The following is a 21891-nucleotide window of genomic DNA, read 5'->3' as shown; positions in this document are numbered from 1 at the left end:
GAGGAAGAAAAAATGAAAAAGAGAATGCTTAGTTTAATTCTAGCAGGTGCAATGGTGCTTGGTATGGCAGGTTGTGCAAAGAAACCAGGGGAATCAGATGACAAGAAAGGTGATAAAGGTGGATATGAGTTAGCGTTAATTACTGACGTAGGAACAATTGACGATAAATCATTTAACCAAGGATCATGGGAAGGTTTGAAGAAATACGCAGATGAAAAAGATATTTCTTGTAAATATTATAAACCTTCTGAAAAATCAGATAAAGCTTGTTTAACAGCAATTGATCTTGCTATAAAAGGTGGAGCTAAAGTTGTTGTAACACCAGGATTCTTATTTGAAAAACCAATTTTTGAAGCACAGACTAAATATCCAGATACAACATTTATTATCATTGATGCAGCACCAATCGGAAAAGATAAAAAACCACATATTGAAAAGAATGTTCTTTCAATTTTCTACGCTGAAGAACAGGCTGGTTACTTAGCAGGTTATGCAGCAGTTAAAGAAGGATATAAACAACTTGGATTTATGGGTGGAATTGCTGTACCTGCAGTTATCCGCTATGGATATGGATTTGTTCAAGGAGCTGATGCAGCAGCAAAAGAACTTGGTTTAGCAAAAGATGCGATTGACATTAAATACACATATGTAGGAAACTTCGATGCTTCTCCAGAAAATCAGGCAAAAGCAGCAGCTTGGTATAGTGAAGGAACAGAATGTATTTTTGCTTGTGGTGGTGGAGTTGGTAACTCTGTTATGAAAGCAGCAGAAGGTGCAGGAAAGAAAGTAATTGGTGTAGACGTAGATCAGTCAGTAGAATCTAATACTGTTATTACATCTGCTATGAAAAAATTAAGTGATTCAGTTTATAATGCAGTTGCTTCATACTATGACAAATCATTTGAAGGTGGAAAATCAATTACATTAAGTGCAGCAGATGATGGTGTACAGTTGCCAATGGAAACATCTAAACTTGAAAAATTCACACAGGCAGAATACGATAAAGTATATGCTGAATTAAAATCAGGTTCAATTAAAATTGCAAATGACACAGCAGCAAAAGATGCTAAAGATTTACAAACATCAGTTGTAAAAGTTGAATCAATTAAATAATTTGAACATGTAAAATAAAAGCAAGTATAAGCATCTGGCACATTGGTGTAAGATGCTTATGCTGTCTTTAAAGAGTAAATCATACAATAAGGAGGTGCCAATATGCCTATACCTAGAATAGAATTACATTGTCATTTAGATGGTTCGCTTCCAGTACAAATTGTAAGCGAACTGCTTGGAAGGGAAGTAAAACAAGAGGAAATGCAAGTAAGTGAAGATTGTAGAAACCTAGCGGAGTATTTAGAAAAGTTTGATTTGCCACTACAATGTTTGCAAACAGAAACGGGATTAAAAAGAGCGTCAAAAGCATTTTTGTTAGATTTACAAAAAGACAATGTTGAATATGTTGAAGTAAGATTTGCACCATTGTTGTCGGTAAATGAACATTTGGATTGTAGGAGAGTTATTCAGTCTGTAATAGAAGGATTAGAAGAAGCAAAAAAGGAATGTAATATTTTTTACAATGTAATCGCTTGTGCTATGCGCCACCATTCTGAAGCGGAAAATTTAGCAATGATGAAAATAGCAAGAGAATTTTTGGGAGAAGGAATTTGTGCTGTAGATTTGGCTGGAAATGAGGCTGCTTTTCCTATGGAAAAATTCATAGGATTATTTGCTGAGGCAAAGAAGTTAGGACTTCCGTTTACAATCCATGCAGGAGAATGTGGAAGTGTAGAAAACGTTATTCAATCCGTAGAGTGTGGTGCAGCAAGAATAGGGCATGGAATTGCACTTCGTGGAAATAAAAAGGCGATTGCTTTATGTAGAGAAAAAGGTATTGGAATAGAAATGTGTCCGATTAGTAATTTGCAGACAAAGGCAGTGAAAAGTCCATCGGAATATCCAATCCGTGAATTTTTAAATGAGGGATTACGTGTAACAATCAATACAGATAATAGAACAGTAAGCCATTCTACGCTTCAAAAAGAAATGGAATTTGTTCAAAAGCAGTATGGTATTACAGAGGAAGAACTAATTACAATGACAGGAAATGCTATTGATGTGGCATTTGCAAAAGATTCTATCAAAGCGGAACTTTGGAGAAAGTTGAAAGGAGTATAGAATGCAGTACAAATATTTGTATAATGTATTACCATTTCTGAAAAGGTGTAAAAGAGAAACACAAAAACAATTTGAGGAATATTTTAAAAGTGCTCCAGCATGGATTATGGATTCTTTTCAAATTGAGGAAATGGACAAAGGCGAAGTTTTTGTGCGAGAAAATACTCCTATTGATACAATATATTTTGTGGGAAAAGGAACGATTAAGGCAACAGATTACCGTATTTATGGGATTACTTATGATTTTATGAGTTTTGATTGTGTACATGCATTAGGTGGAATGGAAATTATTATGGATTTGGACACATATATGACAACATTAGAAACAGCCACGCCGTGTACAATTGTAAAAATACCAAAAGCACAGTATGAGAAATGGCTTTTGTCAGATTTGCGAGTGCTGAAATTGGAAGCAAAATTAACAGGGAAATCTTTGCTTGAAGACGGACGGAAAAGTAGAGCATATTTATTTTTACAAGGTTCAGATAGATTGGCAATGTTGTTGACAGAGCGATATGAACTGTATGCAAAAAATGGACTTTTGCGAGTACAGGGAGGACGTCAAGGACTTTCCGATACAACAGGACTTTGTGTCAAAACAATTAATCGTGCAGTAAAAAAATTTTCTGAAGAGGGATTAATTAGTAAGGAAGGAAATAAAATAACAGTGTCTTATGAACAATATAGAAAATTAAAAGATATGATAATGACACTTATTGATATTGAATAGGGGAAAGGTGTTTAGAATGAATTTAGTATATGAAAAATTAATGACTTGTGTAAAGAGTGTAAAAGAAAAGGTGGATTTTTGCCCAGAAGTGGCATTGATTTTAGGATCAGGGCTTGGTGACTATGCAGATGAAATAGAAATTGTGCAGACAGTAGATTATACAGAAATTGAAGGATTCCCGACTTCAACAGTAGCAGGACATAAGGGACGTTTTGTTTTTGGTTATGTCGATAAAACTCCTGTTGTAATAATGCAGGGCAGAGTACATTTCTATGAAGGATATCCAATGTCTGATGTGGTGCTACCAACAAGACTTATGGGACTTTTAGGAGCAAAAAAAATAGTTTTAACAAATGCAGCAGGTGGTGTGAATTTTGATTTCAAACCAGGAGATTTTATGATGTTGACAGATCATATTACAACAGGTGTTCCAAGTGCATTGATTGGTGCTAATTTAGATGAGTTAGGTGTAAGATTTCCAGATATGAGCGAAGTTTATAGCAAAAGAATGCAGGAAATTGTTAGGACAACAGCAAAAGAGTTGGGAATTGATTTAAAAGAAGGTGTGTATGCTCAATTTACAGGACCGAATTATGAAACACCAGCGGAAATTCGTATGGCAAGAGCTTGGGGAGCTGATGCAGTAGGGATGAGTACAGCATGTGAAGCAATGGCGGCAAGACATATGGGAATGGAAATATGTGGTATTTCATGTATCACAAATCTTGCAGCAGGAATGTCAAAAGAGGAATTAAATCATAAAGAAGTGCAAGAAACAGCAGATCGAGTAGCAAAACAGTTCAAAGCGTTGATTACAGGTATTATTACAAGACTTGGAGAATAAAGGATAAAAGAGTTATAGTATATACTGTAACTCTTTTTTGTAAATGTTTTAATTGACGGAAAAAAAATAATTTGGTATAATTTTTATCATAAAAGTATATATTATAATATAAGTTATAGTGGCGCCATAGCCAAGTGGTAAGGCAAAGGTCTGCAACACCTCTATCACCAGTTCAAATCTGGTTGGCGCCTTAGTAAAAATACCGAGAATTCTTCTTAGAAGAGTTCTCGATATTTTTTTATTTTTCATTATAACTTGTAGTTGACTTTTGGAAAAACTATAGATATGATTACATACAGTATATTTATTTAGAGGTAGAGAGATTATGGATTATAAGAAGATCGTGCAAGGTATTTTAGATATTGGGGAGGCTATGCTTATTAATGGAGCGGAGAACTTCCGATTGGAAGATAGTTTATATCGTATGTGCAAAAGTTATGGGTTTGTGAGATATGACGTATTTGTCATTCCAAGTAATATACAAATGACAGTAGAAACACCAGAAGGGGAAATCATTACACAAATTCGTCATATTGAGAATGCAGATATCGATTTTGATCAATTGGATTATTTGAATAATTTATCGCGCTATGTCTGTAAGCATACGCCTGATGCAAAAGAATTACAAAAAAAATATCTAGAGGTAGTGAATAGACCAGCACAACATCCTGCTATCAAGTATTTTGCAGCGGTTATGGGTGGTACGGGATTTGCAGTATTTTTTGGAAGTAATTTTTTTGATTCTATTGTAGCAGTAATTGTTTCGCTTATGATTGTAGTTGTAGGTGGTTGGCTGAGTAGAAGAGAGGAAAATCTTTTGATATATAATGCGATTTTATCGTTTCTTTCAGAAGTGATTATTCTTCTTTGTGTTCGTGTCGGTCTTGGAAGTCATCCGGAACGAATTATGATTGGAATTGTTATGCTTTTAATTAGTGGATTAAGTACAACTAATGGAATTAGAGAGTTGTTACAGAAAGATTATATTTCAGGTGCGATTAATATTATGAATTCAATGCTTGGAGCAGCAGGAATTGCTTTCGGAACGGCATTTGCAATGTTGTTATTAGATGGTGTTTCAGCAGAGGGATTTATTTTAAATTACAATATTCCCATTCAGTTGATTTCATGTACAATTGCTTGTGTAGGTTTTGCGTTCTGGTTTAAAATCAGAGGGAAACAGGTTCTTTACTCTGGTGTTGGTGCATTTATCACATGGGGAATTTATTTGATTGTATATGAATTAAAACCAAGTAACTTTTTGGCAACATTAGTAGCTGCTATATTTGTAGCAGGATATGCTTTTGTGATGTCGAGAAAGAACAAGGCTCCATCAACAATATTTTTGACTGCCTCTGTATTCCCATTGATTCCAGGACCAAATTTGTATTATATGATGTACGGCTGTGTAAGTCGTGATATGGGTATGGCGTTTGGTGAAGCTATTGTTTTATTTGCAACATGTCTAGCCATTGCATTTGGATTCAATATTGTAGATGTGATTGCTAGAAGTACAATGCGAGCTATGAAAAAAGAGTATCATGTAGGTAAGAAATCTTAGAGATTAAAAAGGCTTTCTATGAAATGTTCATGGAAAGTCTTTTTTTAGTTGGGAAAGATATGGTATAATGGAAAAAAGGGGGATGCTTATGAAACGAAAGAAGTGTATTGTGGTTATTATTATTGTAATCTTACTTCTAATAGGTGCTTGTTATGGTGGATATCGTTGGTATAAAGGATCTATTAGTGAAAATCATTATGAAGGAAAAACTACAGAGGGGAATATAAAAGTGTCTTTTAAGCGCTATGATAAAGCAGAAAAATTTTTAAAAGATATACCTAAATATGTTACCCTAGTGGATGGAGAAAAATTTTTCAAAGAAGAAGAAAAAAACGGTCATGGATTTATTCTTGGACAGGTAAAAATGGATACATACACTTATGAAAAAGGAGCAGAGTATAAGATGTATCTTGTTCAAAAAAATGGAAACGAAAAAGAAATTCCACTAATGTTTACAACAGTTTTCAATGATAAAGCAGATGGAAATCAGATGGTAAAAGCAGATTTCTATTTTATAGAAATAGGCAATAGTCTTTATAAAAATGTCCGTTTTGAAAAAGACGGGGAAGAAATAATGGGGTTTGAATTGAGCGTAGTTAAATAGAAGAAAGGCTTTTCATGAATTGTTCATGGAAAGTCTTTTTCTTATAAAAAATAGTTTAAAATCAACAAAAAAAACTTTAAGTATGATACAATAATTGGTAGAAATATTCTGTAAGATAGTAGGAGGTAATTATAATGCTAGACAATAATGCAATATATCATGATTATGCAGTAAAACAAATTGAAAACCTGATTTCCATTGATAGTCCGACGGGTTATCACTATAATGTGATAACTTACCTACAGGAAGAACTTGAACGAATGGGATTTGAGGTACGTACACTTAGAAAAGGTGGAGTGATTGCAAATTTAGGTGGAGAAGGAAATCCTCTAATGATGATGGCACATGTTGATACATTGGGGGCATTTGTGCATTATATTAAAGGTGATGGAAGACTTGCTATTTCAAATGGAACATTAAATCAGAATAATATTGAGACTGAAAATGTACGCATTTTGACAAGGGATAAGAAAATTTATGAAGGAACAATACAGTTGACAAATGCGTCTGTTCATGTAAATCCAGATATTAATGAAGAAAGAAAGTTTACAAATCTAGAAGTTGTGTTAGACGAAGATGTACGCAATAAAGAAGATGTAGAAAAATTAGGGATTAATCCAGGGGACTTTATTATGGTTGAACCTAGATTTCGTATAACAGATAGTGGTTACATTAAAAGTCGTTTCTTAGATGACAAAGCGTCTTCAGGTATTTTGCTTGCTATTGCAAAATATGTAAGTGAACATAAAGGATGCTTAAAGAGAAACGTGCAAATTTTCTTTACTGTACATGAAGAAGTAGGACATGGAGCTGCTTGTGGAATTACAGATGAAATAGAGGATATTTTAGCTATCGATATGGGATGCGTAGGTGAAAATTTAACTTGTACAGAAAGACAAGTGTCAATTTGTGCAAAAGATGGAAGAGGAGCTTATCATTTTGAAATGGTAAATGAATTAATTGATGTTGCAAAGAAAAATAGTTTAGACTATGCAATAGATATTTATCCTTTCTATGGTTCAGATACGGCAGCAGCTATAACAGCAGGAAGAGATGTACGACATGCATTAATTGGTTCAGGAGTATATGCTTCTCATGGGTATGAAAGAACTCATAAAGAAGGAGTTAAGAACACATTTGAATTGGCTTTGCATTATATAATATAAAATATTTAAAAAAAGCAATATATATAAAATTATGAACAAAAATCGCATAGACGAGAAGAAAAGATTTTTATATACTTGAATAAGCAAAGACTAGAGAGGAGAAAGTTATGAGCAAAGAAAAAATGACTGGAAGAGTAACTATACCTACAGACGTTGACGTAGTACCTGAAACACTAGAATTAGTGAAAAGATGGGGAGCAGATGCCATTCGTGATTGTGATGGTACAGATTATCCAGAAGAATTAAGAGATGTAGATGCAAAAGTATATTCGACATATTATACAACAAGAAAAGATAATGCATGGGCAAAGGCAAATCCAGATGAAATTCAACAAATGTATATTATGACATCTTTCCACACAGCAGTAGAAACAGAGTTGTCTATTCATTTAATGGATCACTTATATCCAGATATGTTAAAGGTGAATTCGCATGATGATATTACAAGATGGTGGGAAGTAATTGACCGTACAACAGGAGAAGTTGTTCCTGTAACAGAATGGGATTACAGTGAAGAAACAGGAGATGTAACTATTCATGGAGCAAAATTATTCCATGATTATACAGTAAGTTTTCTTGCATATATTATGTGGGATCCAGTACATATGTACAACGCAGTTATTAATGATTGGCAAGATGTGGAAAAACAGATTACATTTGATGTTCGTCAGCCAAAAACAAAAGAATTTACAATGAAACGTCTTCGTAAATATATTGAAGATAATCCACATATTGATGTTATTCGATACACAACATTTTTCCACCAATTCACATTAATCTTTGATGAAATGGCTAGAGAAAAATATGTAGATTGGTATGGATATTCAGCATCAGTAAGTCCATATATCTTAGAACAATTTGAAAAAGAAGTTGGATATAAATTTAGACCAGAATTCATTATTGACCAAGGATATATGAATAACCAATATCGTATTCCTTCTAAAGAATTCCGTGATTTCCAAGCATTCCAAAGAAGAGAAGTTGCTAAATTAGCAAAAGAAATGGTAGATCTTACACATGAACTTGGAAAAGAAGCAATGATGTTCTTAGGAGATCATTGGATTGGTATGGAACCATTTATGGACGAATTTAAATCAATTGGATTAGATGCGGTAGTAGGAAGTGTTGGTAATGGATCTACATTGCGTCTAATTAGTGATATTCCAAATGTAAAATATACAGAGGGACGTTTCCTTCCATATTTCTTCCCAGATACATTCCATGAGGGTGGAGATCCAGTGAAAGAAGCAAAAGTAAACTGGGTAACAGCACGTCGTGCTATTTTAAGAAAACCAATCGATAGAATCGGATACGGCGGATATTTGAAACTTGCACTTCAGTTCCCAGAATTTATTGATTATGTAGAAAGTGTATGTGATGAATTCCGTACATTATACGAAAATATCAAAGGAACAACACCATACTGTGTAAAAACAGTTGCTGTATTAAACAGTTGGGGAAAAATGAGAGCATGGGGAAATCACATGGTTCATCATGCTTTATATCAAAAACAAAACTATTCTTATGCAGGAATTATTGAGACACTTTCAGGTGCTCCATTTGATGTGAAATTTATTAGTTTTGATGATATTAAAGAAAATCCTGCAATTTTAGATGATATTGATGTAGTAATTAATGTAGGTGATGCGTATACTGCGCATAGTGGTGGAGCAAACTGGATTGATGAAACTGTTGTAACAGCTATTAAGAAATTTATTTATAATGGTGGTGGATTTATCGGTGTAGGTGAACCAACAGCATATCAATGGGAGGGTCGTTTCTTCCAGCTTGCAAATGCACTTGGAGTAGAAAAAGAGAACGGATTTAACTTAAACACAGATAAATATAACTGGGATGAACATGATCACTTTATTAAAGAAGATTGTACAAAAGATATCGACTTTGGTGAAGGAGAAAAGAATATCTTTGCATTAGATGGAACAACTATTTTAAGACAGATTGACAAAGAAGTACAGTTAGCTGTAAATGAATTTGGAAAAGGACGTTGTGTATATATCAGTGGACTTCCATATAGTTTTGAAAATAGTAGACTTTTATACCGTTCAATTATTTGGTCTTCACACGATGAAGAAAACTTACATAAATGGTTCAGTTCAAACTTCAATGTAGAAGTACATGCATATGTGAAAAATGGTAAATATTGTGTAGTAAATAATACATATGAACCACAGAGCACAACTGTTTATAAAGGAGACGGAACAAGTTTCGATTTAGATTTAGATGCAAATGAAATCATTTGGTATGAAATTTAAATAAGATAAAAAAAGTATTAGCGTGCAATTTCTATTGCACGCTAATACTTTTTTGTGTATTTAATTTTCTGCCAGTGCTTTAACTGAAGAAACATATTCTGAAGGGGTCATTCCAGTGATTTTTTTGAACTGCCTTGAAAAATAATGGATAGATGAATACCCCAAAGATTCAGAAATTTGTGTGAAGTTCATAAAATCAGTACGCATCATTTGTTTGGCAGCGTCTATTTTCATATGAGAAAAATATTCGATTACACCAAGTCCCGTTTTTTGTTGGAAAATTTTCTGTAATTGAGAACGGCCAACCATATTTTCTTTACATAATTGATCAATTGTTAGTCGAGAACTCAAGTGGTTTTCCATATATTCTAAAACTCGATTAAAAATTTCTGAGCTACCTTTTGATGCCATTGTTTTAGGAAATGAAGGTGCATTGGAATGTTGTGAACATCTAAGTAAATGAAGAAGAAAATGTTCCAACTGTATTCGAATCAATTGTTCTGAACCGATTGGCTGTTCTTCTTTTTTTGTCATTTCTGTTAGATACGGATCATCTAATCTACAGTTGAATAACAGTTTAGCTTCTTTAATGATATCCCCTAAAAGTGATTTCCCAATATCGTCTACAGTTAAAATTCGTTCTTTAAAGAAGTTCATGGCAGGGCTATCACAAGAAAAAGAGATAACAACAAGATTAGGCGCAGAACTTCCGGTTGCTTGTAGGCGATGGAATTCATTTGGTTTATGAAAAGCAATTTCTCTTTTCTTTAAGCGGGTATGAATAGTATCCATGTAAATATCAATTTCTCCTTTATCTACGAATACAAATTCCCAGAAATCATGTGATTCTCCAGCAAAAGAGAAGTCACTCATATACTCAAAATAGTGTATAGTAAATATATTTTCAATTGAAATGGTATCTTTGAGACTAACGCTTTTATAACTCATTTGTATACCCTCCGTTTTAGTGTAGATAAGATGCTAAGTGTTTAAAGATTTTCGGTATTCATTAGGAGATAAACCAGTTTCTTTGCGGAACACTTGAGAAAAATATGATTGGGATGAGAAACCGACTACAGAGGCAACTTTTGCAATAGGATAATTTGTTGTATTCAATAAATGCTTTGCTTCGGAAATCCTTTTTTCAATCAGATAATTGATAGGAGAAATTCCCTTATAGTGCTTAAAAGCATGTACAAGATAATACTTATTCAGATAAGTTAAATCGCTTAGTGTCTGTAGAGTAATGTCATCCATAAAATGTTCATCTAGATATTGTTCGATAAATCGGCATTCTTTTGTAATCTTTTTTGTTGGCGAAACGGAAAGTGTTGTTTGTGTTTTACGCATAATTGTCCAAATTAAAATTTCCAAAAGATTTTGACAAATAGATTCAAAATTTTCTTCTTTTCTTTGTACCTCATGTAATAAGGCCTTTAAATAAAAATAGACTTCTTCTCTATTATGTAGAAAATTGTGAATGCTATAATCAAATTTATCTTCGGTTTTGAATTGAAGACCGTTTATCCCAAGTACGATATATTCTAAAGGGGTGCCGTTTTTACCAGATTCAGTATGTGAAACATTGGGGTTCACAATAACTAAATCGTTTTCTTTAACTGGAAAACTTTGGTTTTCGATGATAAAGTTTCCAGAACCATGTGTTACAAAAAATAATTCTGTGAAATGGTGGGTGTGGACAATGCTATGCCAATCACTTCCATAACGTGCTTCTGTGATGTATAGTAGTCGAGCGTCAATTTTTTCTAAGGCTTTTTCTTCAAGACGATAGTTTTGATTGCTCATGTAGTACCCTCCTTTGCTACATAATTATATCGGGTTTTCAAAAAAAATTCAACAAAGGAATTGATACGCCAATTCGAAAATACCACATCCAATCATAACTGAAACGGGTTGTAATTTTGTTTTTCTAAGAAGAATAAGTGCCACAAGAAAAATTAATGTTCCACGGATGCTAAAATCCGTTTTGTTTGGAAAGAAAACAGAAAGTAAAATGGCAAGTCCTGCTATTGCAATCATAGAGACAACAACAGGGCGAAGGGTGCTTAAAATGTTTTGCATTATAGTTACATTACGGTATTTTATATATAATTTCGCCAGGAAAGTTACAATAATACAGGAAGGTAGAATACAGCCTAAAGTTGCACATAAAGCACCAAAAACTCCACCTACTTGTGTTCCTACAAAGGTTGCAGAGTTAATGGCAATTGGTCCTGGGGTCATTTCAGCAATAGTAACAAGATCGGAAAATTGACTTATTGTCAACCAATGGTATTTTTCAACAACTTGAGATTGAATTAATGACATAGCAGCATATCCACCACCAAAACTAAAAGCTCCAATTTGTAGATAACTGAAAAAAAGTTGAAGATAAATCATTATTGTTTCTCCTTTCTTGCAGTAAATATTGTTTTGCATACAGAAAACAGTATGCAGATAAAAATGATAAAAATAATATTGATTTTAAAATAATAATTGGCAATAAATGCACTGATCATAATAAAAATAGGAAGAAACTGTTTCCCTTTTACAATTCCGTATCCCATGTCCCATACAACAGAAACAATAACTGCCCCAACACCAGAGCGCATACCTGTAAGAAGGGATTGAACAATAGTATTGCTTTGGAATATGGTGTAAAATCCAGAAATAATTGAGATAATAATAAAAGGCGGAATAATCGCTCCAAGTATAGCAAGACCTACACCAGCGAGTCCGCAAAGTTTATAACCAACAACAATAGCACCATTTACGGCAACTGCTCCCGGTGAAGATTGGGCAATAGAAATTAAGTCCATCATTTCTGTTTCATCAATCCAATGAAGTTCATCTACAAATTTATTTTTCATTAAAGAGACGATGACGTAGCCTCCACCAAAAGTGAATGTACTTAAATATAAAGTGGAAAAAAATAATTTTTTTAAAATTTGTTTTTTTGTGAATTTATGTTCCATATATTTACAACCTCCTCATTCACATAGTATAATCTGATGCAAAACATAATTCAAATAATATTATTATATGTAAATGATAAGTAAAATGATATAAGGAGAAATTATGACACTTAGACATTTAAGGATTTTTATTACAGTTTATCAAAAAGAAAGTATTACAGGGGCAGCAGGACTTTTACATATGACACAACCAGCAGTAAGTCTTGCAATTAAAGAATTGGAAAACCATTATCAAATAAGACTGTTTGATCGCATAGGAAAACGGATTTATACGACAGCACAAGGAAAATGGTTATATGAGTATGCACTTCATATTGTTTCTTTGTTTGATGAAATGGAGGAAAGAGTAAAAACATGGAACGATAAGGGAGAATTGAGAATTGGATCAAGTATTACCATTGGAAATTTCATATTGCCGAAACTCGTATGTGAGTTTCAAAAACAATATCCAGAAATAGAAGTAAATGTATTTGTTCATAATACAGATACGGTAGAAAGAAAACTTTTAGATAATCAGATTGACTTTGCGCTAGTAGAGGGAAAAAATAATTATGAACAATTAAGAAGTGAACGTTTGATGGATGATCCACTTTGCTTTATTTGTTCGCCTAAGAGTGAATTAGCACAAAAGTCAAATGTGTCCTTGAAAGAATTAGAAAGATATCCGATGATTTTAAGAGAAAAAGGTAGTGCGGTTAGAGATGTAATTGATGAAAGTATGGGATATTATCAGGTGAACTATAAGGTAATATGGGAAAGTGTGAGTACACAAGCGATTACCCGTGCGGTTTCTCAAAATTTAGGAATTTCTATCCTTCCTTATTTACTTGTGAAGGACGATTTAAAACAAAAAGTAGTCTCTCTTGTGGAGGTTTCAGATTTTTCTATTTCAAGAGAGTTTTCTATTATTTATCACAAAAATAAATATTTTACACCAATGATAAAAGAGTTTATTAGATTATGCCGAAAAGAAATTCCAGATAAAATATAGAAAAGAAGGTGAAAAAATGAAGTATATATCATTCTTAATTAAACCGGCATCATCTCTGTGTAATCTGCGTTGTCCATATTGTTTTTATGAAGATGTAAGTAAAATGCGAGAAAAGAAAAGTTATGGGAAAATGGATGAGGAAGTCATGAAGATTCTCGTTTTGCGAGCTATAGAAGAAACAGAGGAAGATGCAACGTTAGTTTTTGCCTTTCAAGGTGGCGAACCGATGCTTGCTGGAATAGAATATTATAAAAAATTTGTGGAACTTGTAAGAGAGAAAAAGGGAAGTAGAAAAGTGCAATATGCTCTACAGACAAATGGAACATTGATTGATGAAGAATGGGCGAGATTTTTCTGGCAAGAGAAATTTCTTGTAGGGATTTCGTTAGACGGATATGAATCGAATACAAACCGATTCCGTGTGGATGAAAGTGGAAATGGAATGTATGAAAAGATTATAAGAGGAATCAATTTATTGAAAAAATATAAGGTGGAACATAATATTTTATCAGTAATTACTTCTCAGTTGGCAAAACATACCAAGGCTTATTATAAATTTTTGAAAAGTCAGAAGTTTTCTTATGTGCAATGTATCCCCTGTCTTGGGGAGTTGAATAGGGAAACAAAATGGCAATTAAGACCGGAAGAATATGCTGAGTTCTATAAAAAGTTGTACCGTCTTTGGCTTGCGGATTATTTGGCAGGTGAATATATGAGTATCACTTTATTTGATAATTTATTATTAATGTTGTCTGATAGACCGCCACAACAGTGTGGAATGCTTGGATTTTGTACTGCGCAATGTGTAGTAGAATCAGATGGAAGTGTATATCCATGTGATTTCTATGTGTTAGATTCGTATAAATGTGGAAATATAAAAAATGATCGTTTGGAAGAAATATTGAAAAGTGACCAAATGTTTCGATTTATAAAAGAGGAGAAGCACATTCCTACGGTTTGTAAAACGTGTCCATTTTGGAAAATATGTAGAGGTGGATGTAAACGACAAAACAGTGCTTTTTTAAGAGAAAATTGGTGTGGGCACCGAGAATTTTTAACAGAAGCATATCCAACTTTAATAAAGATTGCAAGAAGTATTTGTTAAATAAAAATAAAAGCAAATATATCCACATATTATTTTGTGGATATATTTGCAAAAAGTGTTGAGATTTATAAGAAAGAAAGGGAATTAACCGGAGTACAATTTGTCTGTAATGAAATTCCATCGCTATATCCTTCTTCACGATTTTTTAATTCCTGTATTAAAAGATTGCGAAGATAACTGATACGTTCTTGGTAATCGTCTTCCCCAATTAAATTGTGTTCTTCCCGGGGATCCTTCTTCAAATCAAAATATTGTTCAATGTTCTTCTCGCTGTACCAAATAAATTTATCTGTTTTTGTCACAATAAAGTGGCTTGATAATCCAGAATGGAAACTATGTTCACCATGTAAATATTCCCTATCGTTTTTATCTTTTCCTTTAATTTCAGGAACGAGAGAGAAACCATCTACACCTTCAGGAATTGGAATGTTCGCAAAATCTAAAATCGTCGGCATAATATCTCGTAATTCTACTAAAGTGTCACTTCGGAAAGGGATTGTATTACAAACATTTTTTCCAACATGAATAAGGAGCGGAATATGGCTACTACCTTCATATGCAAATACTTTTCGGTATAAGTGATGATCAAAAAGTAATTCTCCATGATCTGCTAAAAATAGAATAATGGTATTTTCGTATTCTCCGCTTTCCATAAGAGAAGAAATAAGTCGTCCGATTTGATGGTCCACATGAGTAATACAAGCATAATATCCTGCCATTGCATTGTGAATTTGTTCTTCATCATTACAACCAAAAATAGAATCTTTGCGATAACCAAATTTCTCAGTCATCTCAATATTATCCCAATCGCTGTAGGCTGGTTTGCGTAAGTCCTTATCTTTGTATAAATCAAAATAAGAAGCAGGTGCGTCAAATGGTTGGTGAGGACGCACATAAGAACTCATAAGAAAAAATGGACGAGTTCTATCACGTGTTTCTAAAAAACGAATACTTTCTTCTGTAACCCAGTTTGTTGGATGGAAGCGTTCTTCGTAAATCCAAGGATGTGTAACCCAAGAGTTACATTCAGGCCCACTGGCGTTAAAGTCTGCTTTTGTACCAAGAATGTTTTTTAAATCTCTTAGATAGTCATCTGTAATTTCTTGATGTTCATAATGAGGAATAGAACTATTTCGATAATATCCTAGATAACCGTCATGTAAACGAAGTCCTTGAAAACCACAATGTTTTCTTGAAGGATGTACATGCATTTTTCCAATGCATTGTGTTTGGTATCCATTTGCACTCATTTCTTCAGCAAGCATATGTTCGTAATTCCAATCAATTCCATCTTCATATCCGACACGTCCATGATGTTCTTGACTTTTTCCAGTAAATAGGGCAACACGTGCAGGAATGCAACTTGGACAAGAAGAATATGCGTGATCAAAAAATGCTCCTTCTGAGGCAAGTGTATCTAAATAAGGTGTTTTTACATCTGGGTGACCTGCGTAAGATAAACAATCTCCCCGGAATTGATCACACATCAAAAGTAAAATATTAGGCTGGTTCATAATATACCCCTTTCAGATTTCTATTATATAAGATTTTATATAGAATATAATAAAACGATAAAAAATAAAAGGCAAGATACTTTCTATACTTGATTTTATAGAAAGAAAATTTTTACATTGAAAGAATAAAATTGAAATTGAAAGAAAACAGAGTCAAAATCAAGGCTGATTTTTTATAAATTTAGTGTTTTATATATCCGATAGCAATATATATAAAAAGAAAGACAAGATTGCTATAGAAAAAGTGACGGAAGTGGTGTAATATAATGATTAGAAAATGAACAGAATTAACAAAAGGAGGAAGTTAATTATGAAAATGAAAAAAGTGACAGCACTTTTACTTTCAGTTGCCATGATTGCTACATTAGCAGTAGGATGTGGTAGCAAAGACAACAAAGATGCTAATAAGGATGGAAAAAAAGTTCTTAAAGTAGCAGCATTCGAAGGTGGTAACGGAGCACAAATTTGGAAAAATATTGAAAAGGCTTTCGAGGAAGAAAACAAAGATGTTGATGTAGAATTACACCTTTCTTCTGAATTAGACAAAGACTTAACAAAAGACATTAAAAATGGTAAAGTACCTGATGTTGTATACTACAATTTAGGACAGCAAAGCGGTTTCACAGAAACAATGTTGAAAGAAAAAGCAATCGCTGACATTTCTGATGTATTTGATGATGAATTAAAAGGAAAATTAGTTGCTGGTATTACAGAAAATGCTGCAGCACAGCCATATGGTGATGGTAAAATCTACTTAGCACCAATTATGTACACACCAACAGGTTTATGGTATAACAAAGATTTATTTGAAGGACCAAATAAAAAATATGATCTTCCAACAACTTGGGATGAATTCTTCGCACTTGGAGATAAAGCAAAAGCTGATGGAATTTCATTATTCACATATCCACAATCAGGATACTTTGATGCAACAATGTACCAGATGTTAGCACAGGCTGGTGGAATTGATTTCTACAACAAAGCTGTAAACTATGACAAAGATACATGGACATCAGAAGCAGGTAAAAAAGTAACTGATACAGTTGCAAAACTTGCTCAGCCAAAATATCTTCAAGCTGACACAGTTGCAAATGCAAATGCAGATGGTGGTTTCAAAATCAACCAGCAGAATGTAATCGACGGAAAAGCATTATTTATGCCAAATGGTAACTGGGTAATCGGTGAAATGGCTAACTCTACTCCTAAAGATTTCAAATGGAGCATGATGGCACCACCTAAATTCAGTGCAAATGATGAAAAACACTTCATTTACACATTTACAGAACAAATGTGGGTACCAGCAGAAGCAGAAAACATGGACTTAGCGAAAAAATTTGTTAAATTTATGTATTCAGATAAAGTTGTTGACTTAATGATTGCAAATGAAACAACAAACAAAGAAACAGGTGAAAAATCAGCAGCACCAATCGTAGCACCAGTTGTTGGAGCATCTGACAAATTACCTGCAGGAACAATTAAAGATACTTATACATTAGCAAACTCTGAAGGATATGAAACAGTATCAGGAGCATGGGCAACAACAAAACCAATCGAAGGTTTTGACATGAAAGCTACAGTATATGGAAAAATCGATGCTTTAAATTCAGGAGAAATGAAAGCAGCAGATTACAACAAATTATTAGTTGATACATGGAAAAAATTAGCAGAAAACGTAGAATAATTAATCGAGATAGTTATAGTTAGTTATTACAAACGGTGAGTTGTTATGACTCACCGTTTTTTAAAGGAGAAGGATAAGACCTATGAATAGAAAACGCTCAGAAAGACGATTTATCTTTGCTTGTTTGGCTCCAGCTACGATTTTATTAGTTCTTTTTATCTTTATTCCGACAATTGATGTATTTCGTATGTCTATGTACCGTATGGGTGGTATTACGAATAAAAAAGAATTTATCGGATTTGAGAACTTTAAAACTTTGATGGGAGACAAAAGCTTTTTGCAAGCTATGCAAAATACGATTTTAGTTATCGTACTTGTAATGCTTTGTACAATTATACTTGCTGTTTTATTTGCGGCATTGTTAAATAGAGGAACATTTAAAGGAAAGAATTTCTTCCGAATTATTTTCTATATTCCAAATATTTTGTCGATTGTTGTTATTGCGGGTATTTTTGGAGCTATTTATAATCCAAGCACAGGTTTATTAAATACATTTTTGGAAGCAATTCATTTAGATGGATTAACACATAAATGGATGGCAGAACCAAATGTTGTTATTTATTCCGTAATTTTTGCACTTGTGTGGCAGGCAATCGGATATTATATGGTTATGTATATGGCAAGTATGGCTGCAATTCCACCGGATTATTATGAAGCAGCATCACTTGACGGAGCTACAGAATTACAAATGTTCTTTAAAATTACATTTCCATTAATTTGGAGTAATATCCGTACAACATTAACATTCTATATTATTAGTACAATTAACTTAAGTTTCTTATTTGTACAAATTATGACAAATGGTGGACCAAATGGAAACACAGAAGTAGGATTAAACTATATGTATAAACAAGCATATGGTAACGGTGCATATGGTTATGGTATGGCGATCGGTGTAGTTATTTTCTTATTCTCCTTCGTTTTAGCTGGAATTGTGAATAAGATTACTGACCGTGAAGTATACGAATTTTAGGAAGGGAGAGCAAAAATGGGAAAGAAGAATAGAAAACCAACCAGTTTTATCTATAAATTATTTATCTATGTGGCTCTCTTTGCGTTAGCAATTTCAATTATTATACCGGTTGCATGGGTGTTTATGGCGAGTTTGAAACAGAACTCAGAATTTATCGGAGCAAATGTTAGTCCGTGGGCATTGCCAAAAGAATTTTTCTTTAAAAACTTTGTTGTTGCATTTAGAGATGCAAATATGGGAACATTTTTCTTGAACTCTGTAATTGTTACAGCGTTAGCATTGATTTTACTTCTTGTATTAGCATTGCCTGCATCTTACGCACTTTCAAGATTTAACTTTAGAGGAAAGAAAATTTTGAACATGGGATTTATGGCTGGTTTATTTGTAAATATCAGTTATATCGTAATTCCAATTTTCTTAATGTTAAGTGAAGTAGATAAAGCATTAGGAATGGAATTCCTTTTAAACAATCGTTTTGTATTAGCGTTAGTTTATGCATCTAGTGCATTGCCATTTACAGTATATCTATTAAGTGGATATTTCCAGACATTGCCAAAAGGATTTGAGGAAGCAGCTTACATAGATGGATGTGGATACTTTAAAACAATGGTTAAAATTATGATTCCAATGGCAAAACCAAGTATTATTACAGTTATTTTATTTAACTTCTTATCATTTTGGAATGAATATATCATTGCCTATACATTAATGGATGGAAATGATACATTAGCTATGGGATTGAAAAACTTAATGGCGGTTGAAAAAACAGCAACAAACTATGGTATTATGTATGCAGGACTTGTTATTGTTATGTTACCAACATTAATTTTATATATTGCAGTTCAGAAACGATTGACAGAGGGTATGACTCTTGGTGGATTGAAAGGTTAGGAGGTAAAAGTAATGAAAAATTCAGTGAGAAATATTATCATGTGTATTGTTTTTGTTATTTCCTTAGCCTTAATTATTATTGGCCAGAGAAATATTTCGGTTTCGGGATTGATGATGGAAGTAGTCGGTCTTATCGGACTTTTAACACTTTTATTTGTTTACAATCACAGATATAAATAAAGGAAAAGAGGTATTGCTAATTAAGCGATACCTCTTTTCTTTATAGGGCGAAAAGAGGACGATTGTACAAAGATAGGGAAAAATCACCTAAAGATTTATGAATTGAGTTGATATAAAATAATAGATAGTATAAAATATAGTTATAAGTAAAGTGATGGAGGCAGAAAGATGGAAAAACCAGTATTAGTAATTATGGCGGCTGGAATGGGGAGCCGTTACGGTGGATTAAAACAAATTGATCCAGTAGATGAACAGGGACATATCATTATGGATTTCTCAATTTTTGATGCGAAAAGAGCTGGATTTGAGAAGGTTGTATTTATTATCAAGAAAGAAAATGAAGTTGATTTCAAAGAGGTAATTGGAAAACGTATGTCTAAACATATGGAAGTTGCATATGCATTCCAAGATTTGAATAATCTTCCAGAAGGATTTGAAGTTCCAGAAGGACGTGTGAAACCATGGGGAACAGCACATGCTGTATTAAGTGCGATTAATGAGATTAACGGACCATTTGCAGTTATCAATGCAGATGATTATTATGGAAGAGATGCATTCCAAAGCATTTATGATTACTTATCGACACACCAAGATGATGATAAATATCGTTATACTATGGTTGGATATGAATTACAAAATACAGTTACAGATAATGGACATGTTGCAAGAGGAATCTGTCAGGTAAGTGCAGACGGAAGACTTGAAGGTATTCAGGAAAGAACACGTATCGAAAAACGTGATGGGAAAATTGCATTTACAGAAGATGAAGGAGAAACATGGACATATGTACCTGGAGAAACACTTGTATCTATGAATATGTGGGGATTTACAAGAAGTATTTTAGAAGAGATTCAAGTAGGGTTCCCAGCATTTTTAGAAAAGGGACTTGCTGAAAATCCAATGAAATGTGAATATTTCCTTCCTACAGTGGTAGATAACTTAGAAAAAGCAGGACGTGCTGAAGTAAGTGTATTATCTTCTAAAGATAAATGGTTTGGTGTAACTTATAAGGAAGATAAACCAGTTGTAGTAGAAGCAATTAGAAAAATGAAAGAAGACGGATTGTATCCAGAAAAATTGTGGGGAGAAGAATAATGGCAGTAGAAATAAATCAAGGACAAAGAGAAGCAATTGAAAGCTATCAGTTTGCAGGAGAACTAATAGATGTAAGAACATATGGAAGTGGTCATATTAATGATACATATTTAGTTACATTAAAAGAAGATGACAATGAGAAAAAAGTTATTCTTCAAAGAATGAACAAAAATATTTTTACAAAACCTGTTGAATTGATGGAAAATGTTTTGGGTGTAACTTCTTATTTAAGAGAGCGTATTATTGAAAATGGTGGAGATCCAGAAAGAGAAACTTTGAATGTAATTCCTACAAAAGAAGGAAAGGCATATTTTGTAGATTCAGAAGGTGAATATTGGAGAGCATATAAATTTATTACAGGTGCGACAAGTTATGATGCAGTAGAAACACCAGAAGATTTTTATCAAAGTGCAGTTTCTTTTGGAAACTTCCAACGTTTATTGGCAGAATATCCAGCTGAAACACTTCACGAAACAATTGAAGGTTTTCATGACACAAAAGCACGTTTTGCTGTATTTAAAAAAGCAGTAGAAAATGATGTTTGTGGTCGAGCAGCATCTGTAAAGAAAGAAATTGATTTTGTTCTTGCACATGAAGATGTGGCGAATGTGTTTGGTGATATGCTTGCAAAAGGAGAACTTCCTCTTCGTGTAACGCATAATGATACAAAATTAAATAATATTATGATTGATGATGAAACAAGAAAAGGTATCTGTGTAATTGATTTAGACACAGTTATGCCAGGACTTGCCATGAATGATTTTGGTGATTCTATCCGTTTCGGTGCAAGTACAGCTGCAGAAGATGAACAAGATTTAAGTAAAGTTAATTGTGATATGGGATTATTTGAAATTTATACAAAAGGATATATTGAAGGCTGTGGAGGACGTTTAACACAAAAAGAAATCGAAATGCTTCCAATGGGCGCAAAAGTTATGACATTTGAATGTGGAATGCGTTTCTTGACAGATTATCTAGAAGGAGATCATTATTTCAAAATCCATCGTGAAGGACATAATTTGGATCGTTGCCGTACTCAATTTAAACTTGTGGAAGATATGGAAGCAAAATGGGATACAATGCAGTCGATTGTAAAAAAATATAGTAACTAATTATATAACATTTAAAATATA

The 21891-nt window shown here is 33.3% G+C and carries 21 protein-coding genes and 1 tRNA gene; 17 read left to right on the top strand and 5 right to left on the bottom strand.

Annotated features, from left to right (window positions below; all coding sequences use genetic code 11):
* Positions 1 to 12 precede the first annotated feature (12 nt).
* The 9 genes from ACY2U7_RS04310 (at position 13) to gnpA (ending at position 9353) form a co-directional block, all read left to right on the top strand.
* Positions 13 to 1113, top strand: a complete 1101-nt coding sequence (locus ACY2U7_RS04310) for a BMP family lipoprotein (protein ID WP_461812934.1) — start codon at positions 13 to 15, stop codon at positions 1111 to 1113.
* Between the two features lie 102 nt (positions 1114 to 1215).
* Positions 1216 to 2175, top strand: a complete 960-nt coding sequence (add, locus tag ACY2U7_RS04305; protein ID WP_461815955.1) for an adenosine deaminase — start codon at positions 1216 to 1218, stop codon at positions 2173 to 2175.
* A gap of 1 nt (position 2176) precedes the next feature.
* Entirely contained in the window at positions 2177 to 2905 is a 729-nt protein-coding gene (locus ACY2U7_RS04300) for a Crp/Fnr family transcriptional regulator (RefSeq protein ID WP_461812932.1), read from the top strand.
* A gap of 16 nt (positions 2906 to 2921) precedes the next feature.
* Positions 2922 to 3749 carry a purine-nucleoside phosphorylase gene (locus ACY2U7_RS04295; protein WP_461812931.1) on the top strand — a complete coding sequence of 276 codons (828 nt, stop codon included), beginning with the start codon at positions 2922 to 2924 and terminating at the stop codon, positions 3747 to 3749.
* A gap of 120 nt (positions 3750 to 3869) precedes the next feature.
* Positions 3870 to 3940, top strand: a tRNA-Cys gene (locus tag ACY2U7_RS04290).
* A 134-nt stretch (positions 3941 to 4074) separates the two neighbouring features.
* The gene (locus tag ACY2U7_RS04285) at positions 4075 to 5310 is read left to right on the top strand and encodes a threonine/serine exporter family protein (protein WP_461812930.1); all 1236 of its coding nucleotides are present in this window, start codon (positions 4075 to 4077) and stop codon (positions 5308 to 5310) included.
* A gap of 88 nt (positions 5311 to 5398) precedes the next feature.
* Entirely contained in the window at positions 5399 to 5914 is a 516-nt protein-coding gene (locus ACY2U7_RS04280) for a hypothetical protein (RefSeq protein WP_461815954.1), read from the top strand.
* Positions 5915 to 6048: 134 nt separating this feature from the next.
* Complete coding sequence (locus ACY2U7_RS04275) at positions 6049 to 7080, top strand: M42 family metallopeptidase (protein WP_461812924.1); 1032 nt, start codon at positions 6049 to 6051, stop codon at positions 7078 to 7080.
* A 107-nt stretch (positions 7081 to 7187) separates the two neighbouring features.
* Positions 7188 to 9353 (top strand): 1,3-beta-galactosyl-N-acetylhexosamine phosphorylase, encoded by a 2166-nt coding sequence (gene gnpA / locus ACY2U7_RS04270; RefSeq protein ID WP_461812923.1) that lies wholly within the window; start codon positions 7188 to 7190, stop codon positions 9351 to 9353.
* Positions 9354 to 9413: 60 nt separating this feature from the next.
* Here the strand turns inward: gnpA and ACY2U7_RS04265 are convergent, their stop codons facing one another.
* The 4 genes from ACY2U7_RS04265 to ACY2U7_RS04250 are packed head-to-tail and all read right to left on the bottom strand — an operon-like array spanning position 9414 to position 12328.
* Positions 9414 to 10301, bottom strand: a complete 888-nt coding sequence (locus ACY2U7_RS04265; RefSeq protein WP_461812922.1) for an AraC family transcriptional regulator — start codon at positions 10299 to 10301, stop codon at positions 9414 to 9416.
* 33 nt (positions 10302 to 10334) lie between these two features.
* Complete coding sequence (locus ACY2U7_RS04260) at positions 10335 to 11159, bottom strand: helix-turn-helix domain-containing protein (protein ID WP_461812921.1); 825 nt, start codon at positions 11157 to 11159, stop codon at positions 10335 to 10337.
* Between the two features lie 48 nt (positions 11160 to 11207).
* Positions 11208 to 11753, bottom strand: a complete 546-nt coding sequence (locus tag ACY2U7_RS04255; RefSeq protein ID WP_461812920.1) for a chromate transporter — start codon at positions 11751 to 11753, stop codon at positions 11208 to 11210.
* Positions 11753 to 12328: a chromate transporter gene (locus ACY2U7_RS04250; protein ID WP_461812919.1), complete on the bottom strand. Its 576-nt coding sequence runs from the start codon at positions 12326 to 12328 to the stop codon at positions 11753 to 11755. The genes ACY2U7_RS04255 and ACY2U7_RS04250 overlap by 1 nt, the downstream gene beginning before the upstream one ends.
* A gap of 103 nt (positions 12329 to 12431) precedes the next feature.
* Here ACY2U7_RS04250 and ACY2U7_RS04245 point away from each other — a divergent pair, with 103 nt between their 5' ends.
* Entirely contained in the window at positions 12432 to 13319 is an 888-nt protein-coding gene (locus tag ACY2U7_RS04245) for a LysR family transcriptional regulator (protein WP_461815953.1), read from the top strand.
* Positions 13320 to 13335: 16 nt separating this feature from the next.
* Complete coding sequence (locus tag ACY2U7_RS04240) at positions 13336 to 14424, top strand: anaerobic sulfatase maturase (protein ID WP_461812917.1); 1089 nt, start codon at positions 13336 to 13338, stop codon at positions 14422 to 14424.
* A 65-nt stretch (positions 14425 to 14489) separates the two neighbouring features.
* On the opposite strand, the gene ACY2U7_RS04235 is transcribed toward ACY2U7_RS04240, so the two are convergent.
* Entirely contained in the window at positions 14490 to 15938 is a 1449-nt protein-coding gene (locus tag ACY2U7_RS04235; protein WP_461812916.1) for an arylsulfatase, read from the bottom strand.
* A 310-nt stretch (positions 15939 to 16248) separates the two neighbouring features.
* Here ACY2U7_RS04235 and ACY2U7_RS04230 point away from each other — a divergent pair, with 310 nt between their 5' ends.
* The 6 genes from ACY2U7_RS04230 (at position 16249) to ACY2U7_RS04205 (ending at position 21870) form a co-directional block, all read left to right on the top strand.
* Positions 16249 to 17619, top strand: a complete 1371-nt coding sequence (locus ACY2U7_RS04230; RefSeq protein ID WP_461812915.1) for a carbohydrate ABC transporter substrate-binding protein — start codon at positions 16249 to 16251, stop codon at positions 17617 to 17619.
* Between the two features lie 82 nt (positions 17620 to 17701).
* On the top strand, positions 17702 to 18592 hold the full coding sequence (locus ACY2U7_RS04225; RefSeq protein WP_461812914.1) for a carbohydrate ABC transporter permease: 891 nt from the start codon (positions 17702 to 17704) through the stop codon (positions 18590 to 18592).
* Positions 18593 to 18607: 15 nt separating this feature from the next.
* Positions 18608 to 19483 carry a carbohydrate ABC transporter permease gene (locus ACY2U7_RS04220; RefSeq protein ID WP_461810352.1) on the top strand — a complete coding sequence of 292 codons (876 nt, stop codon included), beginning with the start codon at positions 18608 to 18610 and terminating at the stop codon, positions 19481 to 19483.
* Between the two features lie 12 nt (positions 19484 to 19495).
* On the top strand, positions 19496 to 19663 hold the full coding sequence (locus ACY2U7_RS04215; RefSeq protein ID WP_461810353.1) for a DUF6903 family protein: 168 nt from the start codon (positions 19496 to 19498) through the stop codon (positions 19661 to 19663).
* A 168-nt stretch (positions 19664 to 19831) separates the two neighbouring features.
* Positions 19832 to 20758: a nucleotidyltransferase family protein gene (locus ACY2U7_RS04210; protein WP_461812913.1), complete on the top strand. Its 927-nt coding sequence runs from the start codon at positions 19832 to 19834 to the stop codon at positions 20756 to 20758.
* The gene (locus tag ACY2U7_RS04205) at positions 20758 to 21870 is read left to right on the top strand and encodes a phosphotransferase enzyme family protein (RefSeq protein ID WP_461815952.1); all 1113 of its coding nucleotides are present in this window, start codon (positions 20758 to 20760) and stop codon (positions 21868 to 21870) included. Before ACY2U7_RS04210 ends, ACY2U7_RS04205 begins: the two co-directional genes overlap by 1 nt.
* The last annotated feature ends 21 nt before the right edge of the window (positions 21871 to 21891 follow it).

The organism is Faecalimonas sp. (genome assembly GCA_029264305.1).
In the GTDB taxonomy this organism is placed as follows: domain Bacteria; phylum Bacillota; class Clostridia; order Lachnospirales; family Lachnospiraceae; genus Faecalimonas.
This window is presented reverse-complemented; position numbering and strand designations above follow the sequence as displayed.